The 16,943-nt window shown below is 65.5% G+C and carries 17 protein-coding genes; 10 read left to right on the top strand and 7 right to left on the bottom strand.

The features are described 5' to 3' along the window. The first annotated feature begins 544 nt into the window (after positions 1–544). From G455_RS0102875 to G455_RS23190, 5 genes are all read left to right on the top strand, one after another. A complete protein-coding gene (locus tag G455_RS0102875; protein ID WP_028092297.1) occupies positions 545–1,162 on the top strand; it encodes a glutathione S-transferase family protein in 618 nt (205 codons plus the stop codon). A gap of 312 nt (positions 1,163–1,474) precedes the next feature. Next, positions 1,475–3,001 carry a CHAD domain-containing protein gene (locus tag G455_RS23195; RefSeq protein WP_035365925.1) on the top strand — a complete coding sequence of 509 codons (1,527 nt, stop codon included), beginning with the start codon at positions 1,475–1,477 and terminating at the stop codon, positions 2,999–3,001. Further along, on the top strand, positions 2,998–3,741 hold the full coding sequence (locus G455_RS0102855; protein ID WP_028092294.1) for a ParA family protein: 744 nt from the start codon (positions 2,998–3,000) through the stop codon (positions 3,739–3,741). Before G455_RS23195 ends, G455_RS0102855 begins: the two co-directional genes overlap by 4 nt. Positions 3,742–3,762: 21 nt before the next feature. Next, complete coding sequence (locus tag G455_RS0102850) at positions 3,763–4,242, top strand: CYTH domain-containing protein (RefSeq protein WP_028092293.1); 480 nt, start codon at positions 3,763–3,765, stop codon at positions 4,240–4,242. A 3-nt stretch (positions 4,243–4,245) separates the two neighbouring features. Continuing rightward, complete coding sequence (locus G455_RS23190; RefSeq protein ID WP_051312110.1) at positions 4,246–4,740, top strand: NUDIX hydrolase; 495 nt, start codon at positions 4,246–4,248, stop codon at positions 4,738–4,740. Here G455_RS23190 and G455_RS0102840 read toward each other — a convergent pair. Genes G455_RS0102840 through G455_RS0102830 form a run of 3 tightly spaced genes read right to left on the bottom strand, consistent with a single transcriptional unit; the run spans position 4,688 to position 8,794 of the window. Then, complete coding sequence (locus tag G455_RS0102840; RefSeq protein WP_028092292.1) at positions 4,688–5,746, bottom strand: lipocalin-like domain-containing protein; 1,059 nt, start codon at positions 5,744–5,746, stop codon at positions 4,688–4,690. The genes G455_RS23190 and G455_RS0102840 overlap by 53 nt on opposite strands. Beyond that, complete coding sequence (locus G455_RS0102835; RefSeq protein ID WP_028092291.1) at positions 5,736–8,147, bottom strand: FtsX-like permease family protein; 2,412 nt, start codon at positions 8,145–8,147, stop codon at positions 5,736–5,738. The genes G455_RS0102840 and G455_RS0102835 overlap by 11 nt, the downstream gene beginning before the upstream one ends. Continuing rightward, complete coding sequence (locus G455_RS0102830) at positions 8,144–8,794, bottom strand: ABC transporter ATP-binding protein (protein ID WP_028092290.1); 651 nt, start codon at positions 8,792–8,794, stop codon at positions 8,144–8,146. The genes G455_RS0102835 and G455_RS0102830 overlap by 4 nt, the downstream gene beginning before the upstream one ends. Positions 8,795–8,911: 117 nt before the next feature. On the opposite strand from G455_RS0102830, the gene G455_RS0102825 reads away from it, so the two are divergent. After that, positions 8,912–9,283 carry a hypothetical protein gene (locus tag G455_RS0102825; protein ID WP_154664324.1) on the top strand — a complete coding sequence of 124 codons (372 nt, stop codon included), beginning with the start codon at positions 8,912–8,914 and terminating at the stop codon, positions 9,281–9,283. Positions 9,284–9,420: 137 nt separating this feature from the next. Here G455_RS0102825 and cls read toward each other — a convergent pair whose 3' ends face one another. Next, the gene (gene cls, locus G455_RS0102820; protein ID WP_028092288.1) at positions 9,421–10,833 is read right to left on the bottom strand and encodes a cardiolipin synthase; all 1,413 of its coding nucleotides are present in this window, start codon (positions 10,831–10,833) and stop codon (positions 9,421–9,423) included. A 53-nt stretch (positions 10,834–10,886) separates the two neighbouring features. Further along, the gene (locus G455_RS0102815; RefSeq protein ID WP_028092287.1) at positions 10,887–11,120 is read right to left on the bottom strand and encodes a hypothetical protein; all 234 of its coding nucleotides are present in this window, start codon (positions 11,118–11,120) and stop codon (positions 10,887–10,889) included. Positions 11,121–11,260: 140 nt separating this feature from the next. On the opposite strand from G455_RS0102815, the gene G455_RS0102810 reads away from it, so the two are divergent. After that, a complete protein-coding gene (locus G455_RS0102810; RefSeq protein WP_051312121.1) occupies positions 11,261–12,166 on the top strand; it encodes a YihY/virulence factor BrkB family protein in 906 nt (301 codons plus the stop codon). A 33-nt stretch (positions 12,167–12,199) separates the two neighbouring features. Here the strand turns inward: G455_RS0102810 and G455_RS0102805 are convergent, their stop codons facing one another. Both G455_RS0102805 and G455_RS0102800 read right to left on the bottom strand, forming a co-directional pair. Continuing rightward, complete coding sequence (locus G455_RS0102805) at positions 12,200–12,901, bottom strand: RlmE family RNA methyltransferase (protein ID WP_028092285.1); 702 nt, start codon at positions 12,899–12,901, stop codon at positions 12,200–12,202. A 233-nt stretch (positions 12,902–13,134) separates the two neighbouring features. Beyond that, on the bottom strand, positions 13,135–14,247 hold the full coding sequence (locus tag G455_RS0102800) for a Ppx/GppA phosphatase family protein (RefSeq protein ID WP_028092284.1): 1,113 nt from the start codon (positions 14,245–14,247) through the stop codon (positions 13,135–13,137). Positions 14,248–14,462: 215 nt separating this feature from the next. Between G455_RS0102800 and G455_RS0102790 the strand changes: the two genes are divergently transcribed. Genes G455_RS0102790 through G455_RS0102780 form a run of 3 tightly spaced genes read left to right on the top strand, consistent with a single transcriptional unit; the run spans position 14,463 to position 16,791 of the window. Next, a complete protein-coding gene (locus G455_RS0102790) occupies positions 14,463–14,759 on the top strand; it encodes a virulence factor (protein WP_028092283.1) in 297 nt (98 codons plus the stop codon). Between the two features lie 23 nt (positions 14,760–14,782). Further along, positions 14,783–15,712, top strand: a complete 930-nt coding sequence (locus tag G455_RS0102785) for a methylenetetrahydrofolate reductase (RefSeq protein WP_028092282.1) — start codon at positions 14,783–14,785, stop codon at positions 15,710–15,712. A 17-nt stretch (positions 15,713–15,729) separates the two neighbouring features. Beyond that, positions 15,730–16,791: a methyltetrahydrofolate--corrinoid methyltransferase gene (locus G455_RS0102780; protein ID WP_028092281.1), complete on the top strand. Its 1,062-nt coding sequence runs from the start codon at positions 15,730–15,732 to the stop codon at positions 16,789–16,791. The last annotated feature ends 152 nt before the right edge of the window (positions 16,792–16,943 follow it).

Genomic DNA, 16,943 nt, shown 5'->3' with positions numbered 1-16,943 from the left:
GCTTGCGGCCTGACCAGGGAAGCCGCCGCCAGGACCGCCCGCCCCTGATCCAGCCCCCCAACAACAGCGCAGAAGGAAGCCGTTCCTCACGGCAGCCTTTTTCTGCAGCCTGTTAGCGCGATCCTGCGAGGAGAGGGGCGGAGAAGGCCCGACAAGGCCAAAGAGCCAGAAGAGACGGGGCTCCGGCTGGCCCGCTCCCCCGCGAGGGAGCTAGGCAAGGTGGCCGACAAGTCACGGCGCAAGACATCACTGCACGACACTGCGCTGAGTGGTCGGCACCATCGCCGCCGGCGTGATCGAGGCTTCTCCCGCCGATGGGCGTATTGCGACTGGCCTGGGGCCCATCTGTCGTCCGCGATCGCGGGGTCGCATGGGGAGATGACGGTGGCGGGAAGGCATGGCGATCAGCGAGAGCTATGTCCCCTGCACAAGGCATAGGCTGATGATGGGAAACATGTTTCTGCGTGGACTGGCCAAGGGGGGGCTCTTTGCCCCGATTCTGGATCGGTGCTAAGGCGGGCCGAAACCGACAAGGAGAGCCGTCATGAAGATTTGGGGCCGTGATAATTCCACCAATGTTCGTAAGGTGCGCTGGTGCGCCGAGGAGCTGGGGCTTGATTACGAGTTGATCCCTGCCGGCGGCGCCTTTGGTGTGGTGGACAGCCCCGAATATCTGGCGAAGAACCCCAACGGCCTGGTGCCCTGCCTGGAAGATGACGGGGTGATCCTGTGGGAATCGAACGCCATCGTGCGCTATCTGGCGCGGCGCTATGGGACAGAGCCCTTCGCACCTGCCGATCCTCGGCTCTGGGCCGTGGGCGACAAATGGATGGACTGGGCCTCGATCTCCTTTGTCCGGCCGTTTCACGATATGTTCTGGACCCTGGTGCGCTGCGCGCCCGAGCAGCGCGACATGGCCGTGGTGGAGCGCGGCGCGGCCGGCTGTGCCCGGCTGATGGCGCTGGCGGATCAGGCCTTGACCGATGCGCCCTGGCTGTCGGGGCTAGAGCTCGGCATTGGGGATATTCCATTGGGGGCACTGGCTTATCCCTGGTTCTCGCTGCCGGTCGAGCGCCCCACGCTGCCGGCGCTGGAGGATTGGTACGCCCGGCTTCAGGCGCGGCCCGCCTTCCGCAAGGCGGTGATGACGCCGATCAGTTAGGCCCTGATCGACAGCCAGCCGCCGCTGCCGCCCCCCCCGCGACACAAGGCCGTGGACGAGGGCTTTCGCCTTGAGACTCGGGCCGCATCATGGAAGCATGACGTCACTTCCGACAGGGGCGAAGATGGTGGAGCCAAGGGATAGTTGCGGCGCGACAGGCGGCAGGGAGAGGGGGGCGAATACCTCTCTGCGGCCGGAGGGCCGCATTCTCGGAGCGTTGAGGAGCCGGGGGAACGACGAAGGGACCAGGGTGAAGGTCATAGAGCGGCTGATAGAGGTGTATCTCGGATCAGGCGGCGGGGAGTGGGCACGATGAGGCGGGTCGGAGAGAGTTTCGCACTGTCAGGGCGCATACGTGGCAAGGCACTTGGCAAGGATGTGGGGGCGCTGCGGCTGGAGCTGGAGCCCGAGGCGCCGCCGGTGGCTTTCGCACTGCTCGATCAGTTCGACTGTCCGCTGGGCAAATCCCATCGTGCCCTGATCGAGGCCGAGGGCAAGTTGATCCTGTTGGCGGCGCAGGCCGGTGGGCGGGAACAGCCGGCTGCGCGCAGCGGTCATTTCATTGCCGATCTGCAGCCCGGCCCTGTGGGCGAGGCCCTGTCCGATTTGTCCCCGCTCAGAAGCCTGTTGGCGCTGGGGCAGGGGCGCATGGTGGTGCGGCGCGCCACGCTTCTGGATGAGGAAGAGAAGACCCAGGCTCGCGCTTGGCTGAGGCGGCTGGAACCCGACGGCCCCGGTGCGGTGGTGACGCTGGTCGAGCTGCAATATCTGCGCGGTTATGATCTCGCCTTCGATCAGCTTCGCCGCCGGCTCAGAGGCGCGGCGCCGCATATCGAGCTGGAGGCGCTGGCGGAAAGCCTGTTCCCGGGAACGCCGGCCTATGAGGCGAAACCGCAGGTGCCGCTGGCACCCGGCGAACCCGCTGCCCGTGCCGCCGCGGCGCTGATTGGCGCCCATATCGCGGTGGCGCGGCAGAACGAAGGCGGGGTGATTGCCGATATCGATACTGAGTTCCTGCATGATTATCGGGTCAGCCTGCGCAAGGTCCGCTCGGTTTTGAGCTTGTTTCGGGGCGTTTATGACGCGGCGCTGACCGACGAGCTGAAACGCGCCTTTTCCGATCTGATGGCCCCGACCGGGCGGCTGAGAGATCTCGATGTATATCTGCTGGAGCGCGATCTCTATTTCGATCTGTTGCCGGCGACGCTGCATTCCGGGCTCAGCGCGATGTTCGATCTCTTCGCCCGGGAACGCGCGGCAGAACAGGCGAAGCTGGCGCGCCGGTTCGGGGAACAGGCCTATGCCGATCAGATCGGTCGATTGCAGCGGGTTTTTGCGGAACCCGATGCCCTGGCCAAGGGGCCGATGGCCGACTATCCTGTCTTGGGCTATGCCAGAAAGCTGATCTGGGCGCGGTATCACAAGGTCTGCAAGCTGGCTGCAGAGATCACCGACAAGACGCCGGACAACGAGGTGCATGCGCTCAGGATCGGCTGCAAGAAACTGCGGTACTTGATGGAATTCTTCGCGCCGCTGTTCCCGGCCAGCCAGATGGCGCCGCTGATCAAGCCGCTGAAGCGATTGCAGGACGGGCTGGGGCTGTTCAACGACTATGCGGTGCAGCAGCAAAGCCTGCGCGCCTTGCTCGCGACCCCCGGGGCGGATCTGCGCGACGATGCCGAGGCGATCGCCCGGAGTGTGGATGCGCTGATCGCGATCCTGCATCAGCGCCAGCTTGAGCAGCGCGCCCGGCTGACGGACAGCTTTGCCGGTTTCGACAATGCCGAGCTGCGGGCGCGCTTTGCGGCTCAGTTCCATGACGGGGGGGAGACAGCATGAAGGTGGTCGCCTGCTACAGCAACAAGGGCGGCGTGGGGAAAACCGCCACGGCGGTGAACCTGTCCTATGCGGCGGCGGCAAGCGGGCTGCGGGTGCTGCTGTGCGATCTGGATCCGCAGGGGGCCTCGGGGTTTTATTTCCGGGTGAAACCGTCGAAGAAGCTGAAGGATGACACGTTCTTCCGCGATGAGGATCGTTTCGCCGGCGCCATCCGGGGTAGCGATTTCGACAATCTCGATATCCTGCCGGCGAATATGTCCTATCGCGATTTCGATATCTTCCTGTCGCGGATGAAGAACAGCCAGTCGCGCCTGAAAAAGGCATTGAAGGCCGTGGATGGCGATTACGATCTGATCCTGCTCGATTGTCCACCGAATATTTCGGCCCTGTCCGAGAATGTGTTCAAGGCCGCCGACCGCATCGTGGTGCCGGTGATCCCGACCACACTGTCGGAACGGACTTTCGAACAACTGCTTGAATTCTTTGTCGATCACGATCTGGATCGGGGCAAGCTACTGGCCTTCTTCTCGATGGTGCAGGGACGCAAGACGCTGCATCACGAGACGATGGAGAAAATGCGAGGGATTTATTCCGAACTTTTCCTCGCCACTGTCATCCCATTTTCATCTGAGATAGAGAAGATGGGCCTGCATCGCGCTCCGGTTGCGGCCTATGCCGGCGGTCGGTTCGCGGCGCGCGCCTATTCCATGCTCTGGGCCGAGGTCGGGGCGCGGTTTTAAGGCGCGGGAACTGGAGGGATATTGACCGACTTCGTCGAGATCGAGCGTAAATTTCTGGTCACACGTCTGCCGGACCTGAGCCAGGCACGACGGGCAGAGATTGCGCAGGGCTATCTGACACGCAATTCGGATTCGGTTCAGATCAGGCTCAGGGCGGAGGATGCGCGCCGCATCCTCACTGTAAAATCGGGCTGGGGCATGACTCGCAGCGAACGCGAGATCGCCCTGACCGAGGCGCAATTCGATACCCTCTGGCCCGCGACCGAAGGCCGCCGGCTTGAGAAAGAGCGCTGGACCGGTCCTCTGCCCGGGGGGCTGCGCTATGAACTCGACATCTTCCACGGGGCATTGGCGCCGCTGCAGGTTGTCGAGGTGGAGTTTGACAGTGTCCCGGCGGCGGATGCCTTCCGACCGCCGGATTGGTTCGGCCGCGAGGTCACGGACGATCCCCGCTATGGAAATCGCGCCATGGTCACCGAAGGCATACCGGAGGAGAGCTAGGGGATGTCAGGCAAGAACGGGAAGCCTCGCAAGCAATACGGGGCGCTGCCCTTCATCCAGGTCGGCGGCAAGCTGAGGGTGGTCTTGATCACCAGCCGGACCCATCAGAACTGGATCTTCCCCAAGGGCAACCGGGTGCCGGGCCGTTCAGGTGCCGACAGCGCCCTGCAGGAGGCGCGCGAGGAGGCCGGGGTGATCGGCCGGCGCTGGGGAAGGATGAAACTGCGCGGCATCGTCGATCATCCCGATGGAAAGATCGACCTGACGCTTTATCCGATGCGGGTCGAGCGGCTGCGAACCTCCTGGCCCGAAGCGCATCAGCGCCGTAGGGTGCTGGTTTCGGTGTGCGAGGGGGAAAAATTGCTGACCTTCAAGGCCAGTCGCCGGATGCTGCGACAATGGGCTGCGCATTTTCGCAACCTTCCGGCCGAGGCCGGCGGTGGGCTCAGTCGTAGCCGGTCATCTCAAGATAGCCGCGCCCGTTCCGGTTGCCGCTGACGGTGACCGGCCCTTCCCAATAGGAAAACCGCGTGCCCATCCATGCCGAAGGGTTCAGTGCGGCAATCGTCACATCCAGATCGTGATCGGCCAGGGTCAGGCGCCAGCGCACCGGCACCCGATGACCTGAGGCCGTGCGCCACTCTAACGGTTCGGCCCGCAGCGCGCCGGGGCTGAGCGGCGTCGCCGTTCCATCCGCCGCGATCCAGGTGCCCGAGGTGAAATCCCCGCGCGTGCCGCGCAGCCGGAACCCCATCAACCGGGCGCCATCGTCGAAAGACAGCGAAAACCAGTCCCAGCCGCTCTGATCTGCCGCCAGCGGTTGCGACGACCATTCCCGATCAAGCCAGCCCTGGCCGGTGACTGTGACCGGGCCGGAGGGCAGGGTGAGCGTGCCTTCGATCCGGTAATGCGGTTGCGAATAATAATAGCTCGCCTGCCCATCTGCCGATTTCACCGAATAGCCGCGATCGCCCTGCAACACGATCGGTCCCAGTGCCGAAAGCCGCAGGTCATAGGCGAATTCCGCGCCCCGGGCGGTGAGCGTCAGATTTGACAGGCCATCGTCGCCGGCCATCCGCCAATCGTCGATCCAGGCCTCGAAGGGGGCGGTCTTGACCCCGGCGGTGCCGATGCCGCCGCGCGCCAGCCGTTCAGCGAAATGGTGGTCCGTGGCGGAGGTGGCGGCGGCGTGACCCATCCAGATCTGCGGGCTCTGCCACCCCCGGGCCTCGCCCGGCGCCAGGGCGGATCGGAACAAGGTCCACTGGATGCCATAGGGGGTGCCGTCCGGTCCGGTCAGATTGGCGGTCAGATACCACCATTCGATGCGATAATCCGGATGCGGCCCGTGATCGCGGGGAAAGACCAGGGGCACCCCGCGTTCAGGCGTGGCGAAGCCTTGGGCCGCGGTACTGCCAAGCCCGGCATAGCCCTGCGCCCGGAGCGGGGCTGCGATCAGCGTGCTCACCAGGGAGAGAAGAGCGAGGAGGAGCCTAACGCGCATTTGCAAAGACCTTCAGCAAATCCGACGGTGGCAACCGATAAAGCCGCCGGGCGGGCAGGGCGGCGGCCAGCCCCGCGGCGAGGAGCGCCAGCGCGAGGAGCCGCAGCCAGTCGAGCGGGAAGAGCGACATCGGCAGCTCCCAGCCGAAAGCCTGCACGTTGATCACCTTCAACAGCACCCAGGCCAGCGCCAGCCCCAGCGGCAGCGCCAGGAGGGCGGTCAGCAGCGCCAGCGCCAGGCTGCGCCCGATCTCCAGCCGCGCCAGATCGGCCCGTGTCAGCCCCAGCGCCCAGACCGGCGCGATCTGCGGCAACCGCAACGACCAGAGCGTCAGCAGGCTGGTCAGGATCGCAAATCCCGCCACCCCCAGCGTCAGCAGGTTCAGCGCCCCGGTCACCACGAAGGTCTTGTCGAAAACGGCAAGCGAACGGGCCTTGAGCCCGGCATTGTCGATCAGCGCGGCGGCGGGCAGGTCGAACTGCGTCTGCAGATCGCGCATCAGATCGGCGACCGGCAGGGCACCGGCGCGGATGCCGAAGCGGCGGTTCGGCACGGCGCGCGCATGGGCCAGCAGGGCCGGGATCGACACGATGACCTGACCCGAGGGGTTACCGTAATCGGAATAGACGCCGGCCACTGGCAGCGCCCAGCCGGGGGCGATCCGCACCTCGGCCCCGGGCCAGAGGCCGGCGCGGCGGGCCAATTGTTCGTTGACGAAGGCGGCCTGCCCCGTCAGCACCCGATCCCAGCCGGCGGCACTATGCCGGATCAGCGGCCAGTGGTCGCGATAACTGACATCGTCGACCACGCCATAGACCTCGGCCGGCGCTCCGGCGATCTGGAACTCCGCCTCGCGCAGCGGCAGTACGGCGGCGACCCGGGGGGCGAGCCATCGGGCGATCTCCGCCCCCTGCGCATCGTCCCGCGCGGTGACATAGAGATCCGCCACTAGCCGTTGATCCAGCCAGCCAACGAAGGTGAGCCGGAAGCTTTTGACCATGGTACCAACGCCGATATTGGTGGCGAGCGCCAGCAAGAGTGCCATCAAGGCCAGGCTGATCCCCGGCAATTGTGCCCGCATGTCAGCCCAGAGCCATTCACCCACCACACCGCCCACCAGCCGGCGGCCAAGGGTCAGGATCAGCCCCAGCACGGGCGGCAACAGCAGCGCCGCGCCCAGCATCAGCCCGGCCAGCAGGGCAAACCCGCCGATCAATCCCGGGATCAGCCAGAGCGCCAGCAGCCCGGCAGCGATCAGCCCGACGCCCGCCAGCGCTTGCAGCCGCGCGGCGCGATGGGCGCGTTCAGCCCAGGCCTGCAGCCCCGGCGCGGCGAGGATCGGCATATGCGCCCCCCGCCACAGCGATCCGGCCCCGGTCGCCAGCGTGCCGGCAATCGCCATGCCAAGTCCGCCCAGCACCCAGACCGGCCGCAAGCTGAGCCCCCCGGCAACTGGCGCCCCGTAAAGCCCGCGCAGGGTGGCCGCGACATCGGGCAACAGGGCTGCCGCCACCAGATAACCCAACACCAGCCCAATACCGCCGCCGATCAGCGCCAGCGCCACAAGCTCGGCCAACATCAACGCGGTGAGGCTACGCATCGGCAGCCCCAGCGCCCGCAGGGTGCGGATCATCGCCCGACGCTGTTCGAAGGCGAGCCCGACGGTGCCATGCACGATGAACAGCCCGACCGCGAAGGACAAGAGCCCGAAGGCGGTGAGGTTCAGGTGAAAACTGTCGGTCAGCCGCGCGGTATCGGCACCCTCGCGCCCCGGCAGCCGGTGCAGATCCGGCGCCAGCCGGTCGAGCGGTTGCAGCCCCATCGGCTGGTCGGGCAGGATCAGCAGCCGGTCGATCTGCCCTTCGCGGTGCAGCAGCCGTTCAGCAACACCGATATCTGTCAGCACCATGCCGGGCGGCACTTCGGCACTGGCACGGACCATTGGCAGGCCAGGGGTGTCGCGCAGCGCCGCGGCAAGATCGGGCGGCGCCAGCATCAGGCCGCCCTGGGCGATCATCTGCGGCAGCGCCTCGGGATCGGAGGCGAGGGTTTGAACGGCCGGCATCGGCGGATGGCTCAGCGGATCCAGGCCGACGATGCGCAGCCGCTGATCGCCAAGCGTTGCACGGCCTTCGAGGATGGGGGAAAGCTGCCAGCCGGCCCGGCGCAGCGCCACATAACGCGCCAGCGGGACCGGCCCGCCCGGCGCCTCCAACCGGTCGAGCGCCGCGACGCCAAGCTGGGCGGTGGCGCGCGCATAGCTCGCCCGCGCCTCGGCATTGATCGCCTGCACCGCCGACCAGAGTGCCGTGGCCAGCGCCAGACCGGCCAGCAGGGTGGCCAGTTGCAGCGGATGGCGCCGCCAATGCGACCAGAGCGCTTGCAGCGCCGCGCGCCTCATGCCACCCGCCCGGCGGCAAGGTGCAGATGCCGGTCGGCCCGTGCCGCGACGGCCTGCGAATGGGTGACCAGAAACAGCGCCGTGCCAGAGGCGCGCACCAGATCGAGCATCAAATCCATCACCGCCGCGCTGGCGGTTTCATCAAGGTTGCCGGTGGGTTCATCCGCCAGCAGCAGCGCCGGCCGCGCCGCCAGCGCCCGGCCGATGGCGACGCGCTGCTGCTGCCCGCCCGAGAGCTGTTCGGGATAGCGTGCGGTCAGCTCGGCCAGCCCCAGACGTTCGGTCAACTCAGCCAGCCAATCGCGATCCAGCCGACCGGCGAGACGGGCGTGAAAGGCAAGGTTCTGCGCGACGCTCAGCGAGGGGATCAGGTTGAACTGCTGGAACACCAATGCCACCCGCTCGCGCCGCAGCCTTGCCCGACCGGTATCGTCGAGCCCCGACAGAGCCGTGCCCTCAAGCCGGATCTCGCCGCTGTCGAAGCTGTCGAGCGCGCTGGCCAGATGCAGAAGCGTGCTCTTGCCGCTGCCGCTTTCGCCGGTCAGCGCCAGGGTTTCGCCGGCGGCGAGACCCAGCGAGACGCCGCGCAGCACCGGGCGCGCCGCTCCGGGGTAGGTCTTGGTCACCGTGTCGATCTCTAGCAGCATGGTCCCTCCGGTCTTGATCTCCTCAATCGGAGTTTGGTGCAGCCCTGTCCAGTCCTCTCCGGCGGAATGCTGCCCTGCGTCGCGGTCCCCGGATTGACCTTTGCACAGGGGGCGGGTTTGCTGGGCGACATGAAACGCACAAGAGCCATCGGATTATCCGCGCCGCTCATCGCGCTTGCGCTCCTCGCGGGGCCGGCCGCCTCTGGCGAACGGGCCAACGGGGCCATAGAGGCGGCCTGCCGCAGCGAGGCCGAACGGCTAAGCGGATATCGTCCGCCGCGGTTGAGCACCGATGTCGGCGGGCTGCATCTGGAGTTGCGCGGCTCTGTCGCGGTCGGCGTGTCAAAAGGCGGAAGCGGAAGCTCCCAATCCTCACCGCCCTTTGCTGGGGCTGCCAGCCGCGAACGACGCGAGGCGCAGCAGAAGGCGAAATATGACGACTATCTGAGGAAGTGCCTTCAACGCAACTTTGATGCCCCATTAAAGTGATCAATATCAGATGTTTGGTGAAAAATCATAACGTATAAGGTGAGATCGTTCATGTACTGCGTCAGAAGTTAAAGCAAATAAAACGCCCTCATATAATTCTATATTATTACTTAATATCATATGATTAATAAACCTTCCTAAAGTATCGGAGAAAGCAGCCGCGCGATCGGTGCCGCGTAGCGGACCGGAAGGGATTGGGCGGCGATGCCTTCGGTCATCTCGACGGCCTTTTCGAAATCCTCCCGCAACATGCGATCCACGCGATGGGCCGTCTCGGTGTCGAAGAACAGCGCCATCACCTCGAAATTCAGCAGAAAGGAACGGTTATCGAGATTGGTAGAGCCGATGCCGGCAAGCTGATCATCGACCACCAGCACTTTCTGGTGCATGAAGCCATCCATATAGCGAAAAACCCGCACGCCAGCCTCGCGCACGGTGTCGAAATAGGCCCAGGCGGCCAGCCAGGTCATCCAGTGATCCGCTTTGTCGGGCACCAAGATACGGACATCGACCCCGCGCAGGGCGGCATGGCGCAACGCCGTCAGGATATCGGTGTCGGGCACGAAATAGGGCGAGGCGATCCAGAACCTTTCCTTTGCCGCGGCGAGCGCCGAGAAGAACAGCAGGTTGCCGTTCTCGCTCTCGTCTCCGGGGCCGGTGGCGACGATCAGCGCAGTGGCATCCGCGTCATCCAGCGGTGCGTTCCAGTTCAGTTCGGCCAGCGGCAGTTCTCCGGTGACCCAATGCCAATCCTCGACGAAGATGAGTTGGAGCTGCGACACCACCGGCCCACGCAGCCGGATGTGGGTGTCGCGCCAATGCCCATAATAGGGATCGAGGCCGATATATTCCTCCCCGACATTCAGCCCGCCGGTAAAGCCGGTCTCGCCGTCGACGATGACCGTCTTGCGGTGATTGCGAAAGTTGATCTGGAACCGGAAGGCCGGGGCGCGGCGGCGTTTGCGGCGCGCCACATGCACGCCGGCGGCGCGCAGCCCCCGGAAATAACGCCCCGGCAGGCCGAAACTGCCCACGGCGTCGGTCATCACCCGCACCTCGACCCCGCGGGACGCTGCCGCGATCAGGCGATCCCGCAGCGCTCGGCCAAGAGCATCGTCGCGAATGATATAGAATTGCACCAGAACATAGTGCTTGGCAGCGTCGATCGCCTCGAACATCGCCTGGAAGGCATCCGATCCATCGACCAAAATCCTGGCCCCATTCCCGCTGAGCGCCGGCATGTTGGCGCAATATTCGAAGGGCTCCAGGTTGACCTGGCTGCGGTCCGGGTCAGGGGCGTGGCGCACTCGGGCGCGGCCGATCGCCTCGACCACCTGCCGCGCCTCGCGACGCGAAACGATATAGCCGCGCAGCCGATGATGACCCAGCACCATATAGGCCGGCACCGCCGCGAAGGGCATGGCCAGCAGGAACACAACCCAGCCAACCGCACCCTGGGCGGTGCGCGCCGTGACCGCGGCGCGATAGGCGAAGACGAAGGAGAGGATATAGAAGGCGGCAACAGCAAGGCTGCCCAGCATGACCCACATGGCACGGCGCTCCGGCTGCGGGGCAGGCGGACCGCCCCCGGGGAAAGATAAGATCAGTCGCGGCGCATCCGGTCGAAAGCAGCCTTGAGTTTCAGTCCCAGCTCCCGGGTGGCATCGCTGATTTCCGCGACCGAGGTCTCAAGCTGTGCCTCGGCGACAAAGCGGTCCCAGCGGTCCTGGAACGCGGCCCATTCCTGTTCTGCCTCCTTGCTGCCAAGATGCAGTTGCACCTTCAACTCGTCCCGCGCGGTCTTCATCTTGGCGGCGAAATCTTCGAGGTCACTCATCGGCTTGGCTCCCTGTTAGGCTCGGTACGACCGGATGGTCCGGGGGATGGTGCCGCCGAATGGCGCCAAAGGCAATGCAGGATGCCCCAAAGCCGCCCGTCGGGGTGGATCGGTCCGGCAAGCGCCGCTATAGGAAGGTCATGATACAGCCTCAGTCCCAGTCCCGCCCCCTGACGCCGCTTCGCCTGCTGCGGGCCCTGATCCGCGCCGCCAAACGGTTCAATGAAAAGGGCGGTTGGGTGATGAGCAGCCATGTCGCCATGTCCCTGATGATGGCACTGTTTCCCTTCGTGCTCTTCATCGTGGCCCTGGCCGGCGCGATCTCGAGCGACATGCCCACCGACGACTTGTTCAACCTGCTGCTCGGCTCCTGGCCGAAAGAGGTCTCCGAGCCGATCGAACGAGAATTGCGCGCAGTTCTGGACAGTTCGCATTCCAGCCTGATGACGGTGGGCGGGGTGCTTGCGGCCTATTTCGCCTCGAATGGCGTCGAGGCGGTGCGCTTCGCGCTGGCGCGGGCCTATCACGACACCGATCCACGGCCGTTCTGGCAGACGCGGCTGATCAGCCTCGCCCTGGTGATCGCCGGCGCGGCGCTGGTGATCGCGGCTGTGGCGATCGATCTGGTGATCCCGATCTATTCGAACATGCTGACCGCAGCGGTTCCCGGCCAGGTCACCTCGTGGTTCACCGGGGTCGGCGTCAGTTGGCTGTTCGTTGCGGCAATGCCGGTTCTGGGCGTCTTCGCCTTCCATCTGATCCTGCCGCCGCGTCGCCACCGGCTGCGCCGGCTGTTGCCTGGCATCCTGTTAACGGTTCTGGCCGGCGGGCTCGCCGGCTGGGGGTTTTCGATCTACGTGGCGCGTTTCGCCAGCTATTCGGCCACCTATGCCGGTCTGGCCGGCGCGATGTCGGCGCTGATCTTTCTGTATTTCAATGCGGCTATCCTGATCTTCGGGGCAGAATACAACGGCGCGCTGATGGAAGACGATGCCGCATCCCCCGCCGAAGACCGTCACGAAGATGCACGCCAGGCCGCGGGCTGACCCCCCACCGCCCGGGCCCGCGCGATGGGGGCCTCAGCCTCGAAAACCGGTTGCGACGACGAATTTCTCGGAACTGTCAGCACGCGAGGCTGGCGGCTTCACATTGGCAACCTTGTCGAACTTCTGCTTCAGCAGCTTCTGCAGCTCGCCCTCGGCGCCCCCCGCCAGAACCTTGGCAACGAAAGTGCCCCCTTCATCCAGCACATCAAAGGCGAGATGAGCCGCGGTTTCGCAAAGCGCGATGATGCGCAAATGGTCAGTCTGCTTGTGACCGGAAGAGGCTGCGGCCATGTCCGACATCACCACATCTGCGGGGCCGCCCAGCCAGTCCTTGATCTGCTCGTCCGCACCATCTGACATGAAGTCGAGCTGATGGATTTCGGCACCGGGCAGCGGTTCGACCTCTTGCAGGTCGATGCCGATGATGCGCCCCACCGCCTTGCCCTTCTTCTCCCCTAGGGCATTGATCCGCGGCACCGCCACCTGCAGCCAGCCCCCGGGCGCGCAGCCCAGATCGACCACCCGCGCGCCGGGCACCAGAAAGCGGAACTTGTCGTCCAGCTCCATGATCTTGAAGGCGGCGCGCCCCCGAAAGCCTTCGGCCTGGGCGCGCTTCACGTAGGGATCGTTCAACTGACGCTGCAGCCAGCGCGTCGAGGACAGCTTGCGCCCCCGCGCGGTCTTCACCTTGACTGTCAGATCGCGCTGTCCGCGCCCGGATGTATTCTTGGCCATGGTCTCAATTCTCCGTCGCCGCCCCGATAGCGTCAATAGCGGCGCCCGGCAAGCCGGGCGCGGGATTGGGGGCTCTGCCCCCGCCGCGGCATCCGCCGCGACTCCCCCGGGATATTTTTCTCCAGGTCGAAAGCGAAAACATGCGCCTACCTTCGATCTGGTTCAAATATCCTCGGGGTGAGCCGCCCCTGGGGCCGCGAGGGGGCAGACAGCCCCCTGTCCCCGATGACGCCTCAGAACGGCCCGTCCTCGAGCACGCCGTCGGCGCTCATCTGAGCATAAAGCAGGCCCTCGCGCAGACCCCGGTCGGCGACCGAAAGCCGATCTGTCGGCCAGCAGCGCAGCAGCGCCTGAAGGATCGCGGCACCGGACATGATCAGCGCCTGGCGGTCCTCGCCGATGCGGGGGTCGCGACGCCGGCCGGTGGGGCCGAGCTCCAGATAGGAACGGATCACCTTGTCGATCTGATCCGAGGTCATACGCAGCCCGTCAACCTTGGTGCGGTCATAGCGCTTCAGCCCCAGATGCGAGGCGGCCACGGTCGTTACCGTGCCTGAGGTGCCGACGATCTGGAAGTGCTCACGTGACTGCATCGCCTGGTAGGGGGTGAATTCCGCCAGGTTTTCTTCGAAAAACCAGCTCATCAGGGCGAACCGCGCCGCGTCATCTTCTACGTCGGCGAATTGATCGCGCAATGTCGCCACCCCCAGAGGCACCGAAATCCAATCGACGACCTTGGCGGCCGGAAACGGGCTTTCGGGCGGATGAAAGCCTGCATGCAGCCGCATGATCGCTGCCGGTCGGTCGCGGCGCGGCACCGAGGAGATATCTATCCACACCAGTTCGGTCGAGCCACCGCCGATATCCACCACCAGGAGCTGTTCCGTCTTGGTCGAGACCAGCGGCGCGCAGGAGATCACCGCGAGCCGCGCTTCCTCCTCCGGCTGGATGATCTCAAGCGTCAGTCCGGTCTCCCGCTTGACCTGACGGATGAATTCACGTGCGTTCTTGGCACGCCGGCAGGCCTCGGTCGCGACCAGCCGCATGCGCCAGACCTTGTTACGCTTGATTTTCTGCTGGCAGATTCTCAGCGCCTGGATCGTGCGGGCCATCGAGGCACGCGACAACCGCCCGGTCCGTTCGAGCCCGGAACCGAGCTGGACCGATTTCGAGAAGCTGTCTACCACATGGAACCCGCTGCCCTTGGGTTGGGCAATGAGCATGCGACAACTATTGGTGCCCAGATCCAGCGCCGCATAGAGCGCATCCGGATCGGGCAGGGCAGGCGCGGGGCTTTCGACCGCTTTGGGGAACGCGCCCGCACCAGTGGGACGCTTGGGCGCCATTCGAACACGCCCTCCGATTTACGAGTTAACCCCAAGCTATGTCCTCGGAGCCCGGGGCGCAAGGGATCCCGAAGATCAAGCGGAGGCCGGGCCTGGCGCTGAGCATCGAATTGGTCGCGGAACGTGCTGTTTCCGTCGAAAACCGGCCTCTGGCCCGGATCGGTGTGCCGTAGAGATGAGGGGAAGCGACAGGACGCGACAGGGGAATCATGCGGATGCCGGAGGTTACGATCGTTTTCTGGCGCGACATCCCGGCCCAGGTGATCGTGGGCAAGGGACGGCGCGGCGCCAAGAAGCAATTGGCCGAGCGGTTCGAACAGGCCATCGACCGGGCCGCGATGAAGGCCGGCGCGGCAGGGACGGACGCCTATCTGGCCGATTGGCGGCGGGCAGCCCCCTACAGCCTGACGGGCGAGCCCGAGGCCCTGGCCGAGGCCGAAGCACAACGGCTTGAGGCCGAGTACGACCAGAATCGCCTGCGGGCATTGATCGGCAACGACGGCTGGGCATGAGCCGCAATCTATGGGAGGCCGCCATGGCTTTGTTGAACTTCAGGAAACGCGCCTCGGATGCCCCGCGCCCGGTGGCTCACGAGGTCGAGGCCTTCCTGCGGGGCTATTCGATCGAGGTGATGCCGCGCACTGCAGAAAAGGTTGAGGATTTCCGCGATCTTCTGCCCGCCGGCACCCGGGTCTATATCGCCCATATCGACGGCACGCCGATCGAGGACATGGTCGCCACGGCGCGCCGGCTGGCGCGAGAGGGCTTTGCGCCGATGCCGCATTTCCCGGCCCGGATCATTGCAGACCGCGCCACGCTGGAAAACTGGATCGCCATGTATCAGGGCGAGGCTGGGGTCGATCAGGCGCTGGTGCTGGCCGGAGGTCTGGCCCAGCCGGTAGGCGATTTCGACTGTTCGATGCAGCTTCTGGAGACCGGTCTCTTCGACAAGGCCGGGTTTACACGGCTGCATGTGGCCGGGCACCCGGAGGGCAACCGCGATATCGACCCCTCGGGCGGCATGGATAACGTGATGGCGGCGTTGCGTTGGAAACAGGCCTTTGCCGCGCGCACCGATGCCAAGGTGGCGCTGGCCACGCAGTTCTGTTTCGACGCCAAACCGATCATCGCCTGGGCCGAAGGACTGGCGGCTGCCGGCATCGACCTGCCGATCCATATCGGCGTCGCCGGACCGGCCAAGTTGCAGACGCTGATCAAATTCGCCGTCGCCTGCGGTGTTGGCCCGTCGCTCAAGGTTCTGCAGAAGCGTGCGATGGATGTTTCCAAGCTGCTCCTGCCTTATGAGCCGACCGAGGTGATCGCCGAACTGGCGGCGCATAAGGCGGCGCATCCCGCGTTCAATATCGAAGCGGTGCATTTCTTCCCGCTTGGCGGGATCAAAGCAAATGCGGGATGGGTTCGGGACAATGGTGGCGCCGCCGGCGTTCCCGCCGGGCGGAACTGAGAAACGGGGGAGGAACCATGACCCGGACAATCGTTGAGAGCAAGACCAAGACCGCCATCATCGGCTTTGACCAGCCGTTCTGCGTGATCGGCGAGAGGATCAACCCCACCGGTCGCAAAAAGCTGGCCGCAGAGCTGGAGGCCGGCGATTTCTCGACAGTCGAGCGGGACGCGCTGGCGCAGGTTGCCGCCGGGGCCAATGTGCTCGATATCAACGCGGGCGTCGTCTATAACTCCAACCCCAACCCGAATGAGACCGAGCCGCCCCTGATGACCAGGATCATCGAGCTGGTTCAGGGGCTGGTCGATGTGCCGCTTTGCATCGACAGCTCGGTGCCGGCGGCGCTGGAGGCCGGCTTGGCCGCGGCCGAGGGGCGGCCGCTTTTGAATTCCGTGACCGGCGAGGAGGAGCGGCTGGAACTGGTTCTGCCGCTGGTCAAGAAGTACAACGTGCCGGTGGTGGCGATTTCGAACGACGACACCGGGATTTCCGAGGATCCGGACGTGCGCTTTGCCGTGGCAAAGAAGATCGTCGAACGCGCCGCCGATTTCGGCATTCCGGCGCATGACATCGTGGTCGATCCGCTGGTGATGCCGATCGGCGCCATGGCCACGGCCGGGCAGCAGGTCTTTGCCCTGGTCCGGCGCCTGCGGGAGGAGCTGGGGGTGAACACCACCTGTGGCGCCTCCAATATCTCTTTCGGGCTGCCCAACCGGCATGGCATCAACAACGCCTTTCTGCCGATGGCGATGGGGGCCGGGATGACCAGCGCCATCATGAACCCCTGCGCGCTGCCGGTCGGCGCCAAGACCATTGCAGAGAAACGCGCCGAAGTGGCTGCCGCCGGGGTCGTCCTGCCCGAGGGGATGGATGACGAGAGCTTTTGCAGCCTGTTCGGTCTGGGCTCCACCCAATACCGCCCGGGGCGGGAGATGGAGGCGATCCGCGCCGCCAATCTGCTTGGCAATCACGACGCCCACGGCAGCGCCTGGATCCGGTTCAACAAATCGCCCGAGGCCGAAGGCGCGGAAACCGGCGGTCGCCGGGGCCGCGGCGGCGGACGCAGGCGCCGGGCCTAGGCGTTACGCCCTCACCGAGATCGGACCATGCGCCACCTCCTGCAACGGAGCCGGGGGTGGTGCCGCGCACTGGACGCGATCCCGATGATGCGCTGATCCGGCTGAACCGGATGGAGCTGGGAAAGAGCGCGCGCAGGATTTGAAACCTGCCC

Origin of the sequence: Pseudodonghicola xiamenensis DSM 18339, from assembly GCF_000429365.1 — a bacterium.
Taxonomy (GTDB): domain Bacteria; phylum Pseudomonadota; class Alphaproteobacteria; order Rhodobacterales; family Rhodobacteraceae; genus Pseudodonghicola; species Pseudodonghicola xiamenensis.
Note: the sequence above shows the minus strand (reverse complement) of the source record. Positions and strands in the feature narration are given on the sequence as shown.

Bases quoted from the DNA above. Each gene is read 5' to 3' on its own strand.
- G455_RS0102805 (WP_028092285.1), bottom strand. From the start codon at position 12,901: ATGGCCAAGAATACATCCGGGCGCGGACAGCGCGATCTGACAGTCAAG.
- G455_RS0102815 (WP_028092287.1), bottom strand. From the start codon at position 11,120: ATGAGTGACCTCGAAGATTTCGCCGCCAAGATGAAGACCGCGCGGGAC.
- G455_RS0102855 (WP_028092294.1), top strand. From the start codon at position 2,998: ATGAAGGTGGTCGCCTGCTACAGCAACAAGGGCGGCGTGGGGAAAACC.
- G455_RS23195 (WP_035365925.1), top strand. From the start codon at position 1,475: ATGAGGCGGGTCGGAGAGAGTTTCGCACTGTCAGGGCGCATACGTGGC.
- G455_RS0102875 (WP_028092297.1), top strand. From the start codon at position 545: ATGAAGATTTGGGGCCGTGATAATTCCACCAATGTTCGTAAGGTGCGC.
- G455_RS0102790 (WP_028092283.1), top strand. From the start codon at position 14,463: ATGCCGGAGGTTACGATCGTTTTCTGGCGCGACATCCCGGCCCAGGTG.
- G455_RS23190 (WP_051312110.1), top strand. From the start codon at position 4,246: ATGTCAGGCAAGAACGGGAAGCCTCGCAAGCAATACGGGGCGCTGCCC.
- G455_RS0102800 (WP_028092284.1), bottom strand. From the start codon at position 14,247: ATGGCGCCCAAGCGTCCCACTGGTGCGGGCGCGTTCCCCAAAGCGGTC.
- G455_RS0102830 (WP_028092290.1), bottom strand. From the start codon at position 8,794: ATGCTGCTAGAGATCGACACGGTGACCAAGACCTACCCCGGAGCGGCG.
- G455_RS0102785 (WP_028092282.1), top strand. From the start codon at position 14,783: ATGGCTTTGTTGAACTTCAGGAAACGCGCCTCGGATGCCCCGCGCCCG.
- G455_RS0102840 (WP_028092292.1), bottom strand. From the start codon at position 5,746: ATGCGCGTTAGGCTCCTCCTCGCTCTTCTCTCCCTGGTGAGCACGCTG.
- G455_RS0102835 (WP_028092291.1), bottom strand. From the start codon at position 8,147: ATGAGGCGCGCGGCGCTGCAAGCGCTCTGGTCGCATTGGCGGCGCCAT.
- cls (WP_028092288.1), bottom strand. From the start codon at position 10,833: ATGTGGGTCATGCTGGGCAGCCTTGCTGTTGCCGCCTTCTATATCCTC.
- G455_RS0102810 (WP_051312121.1), top strand. From the start codon at position 11,261: ATGATACAGCCTCAGTCCCAGTCCCGCCCCCTGACGCCGCTTCGCCTG.
- G455_RS0102780 (WP_028092281.1), top strand. From the start codon at position 15,730: ATGACCCGGACAATCGTTGAGAGCAAGACCAAGACCGCCATCATCGGC.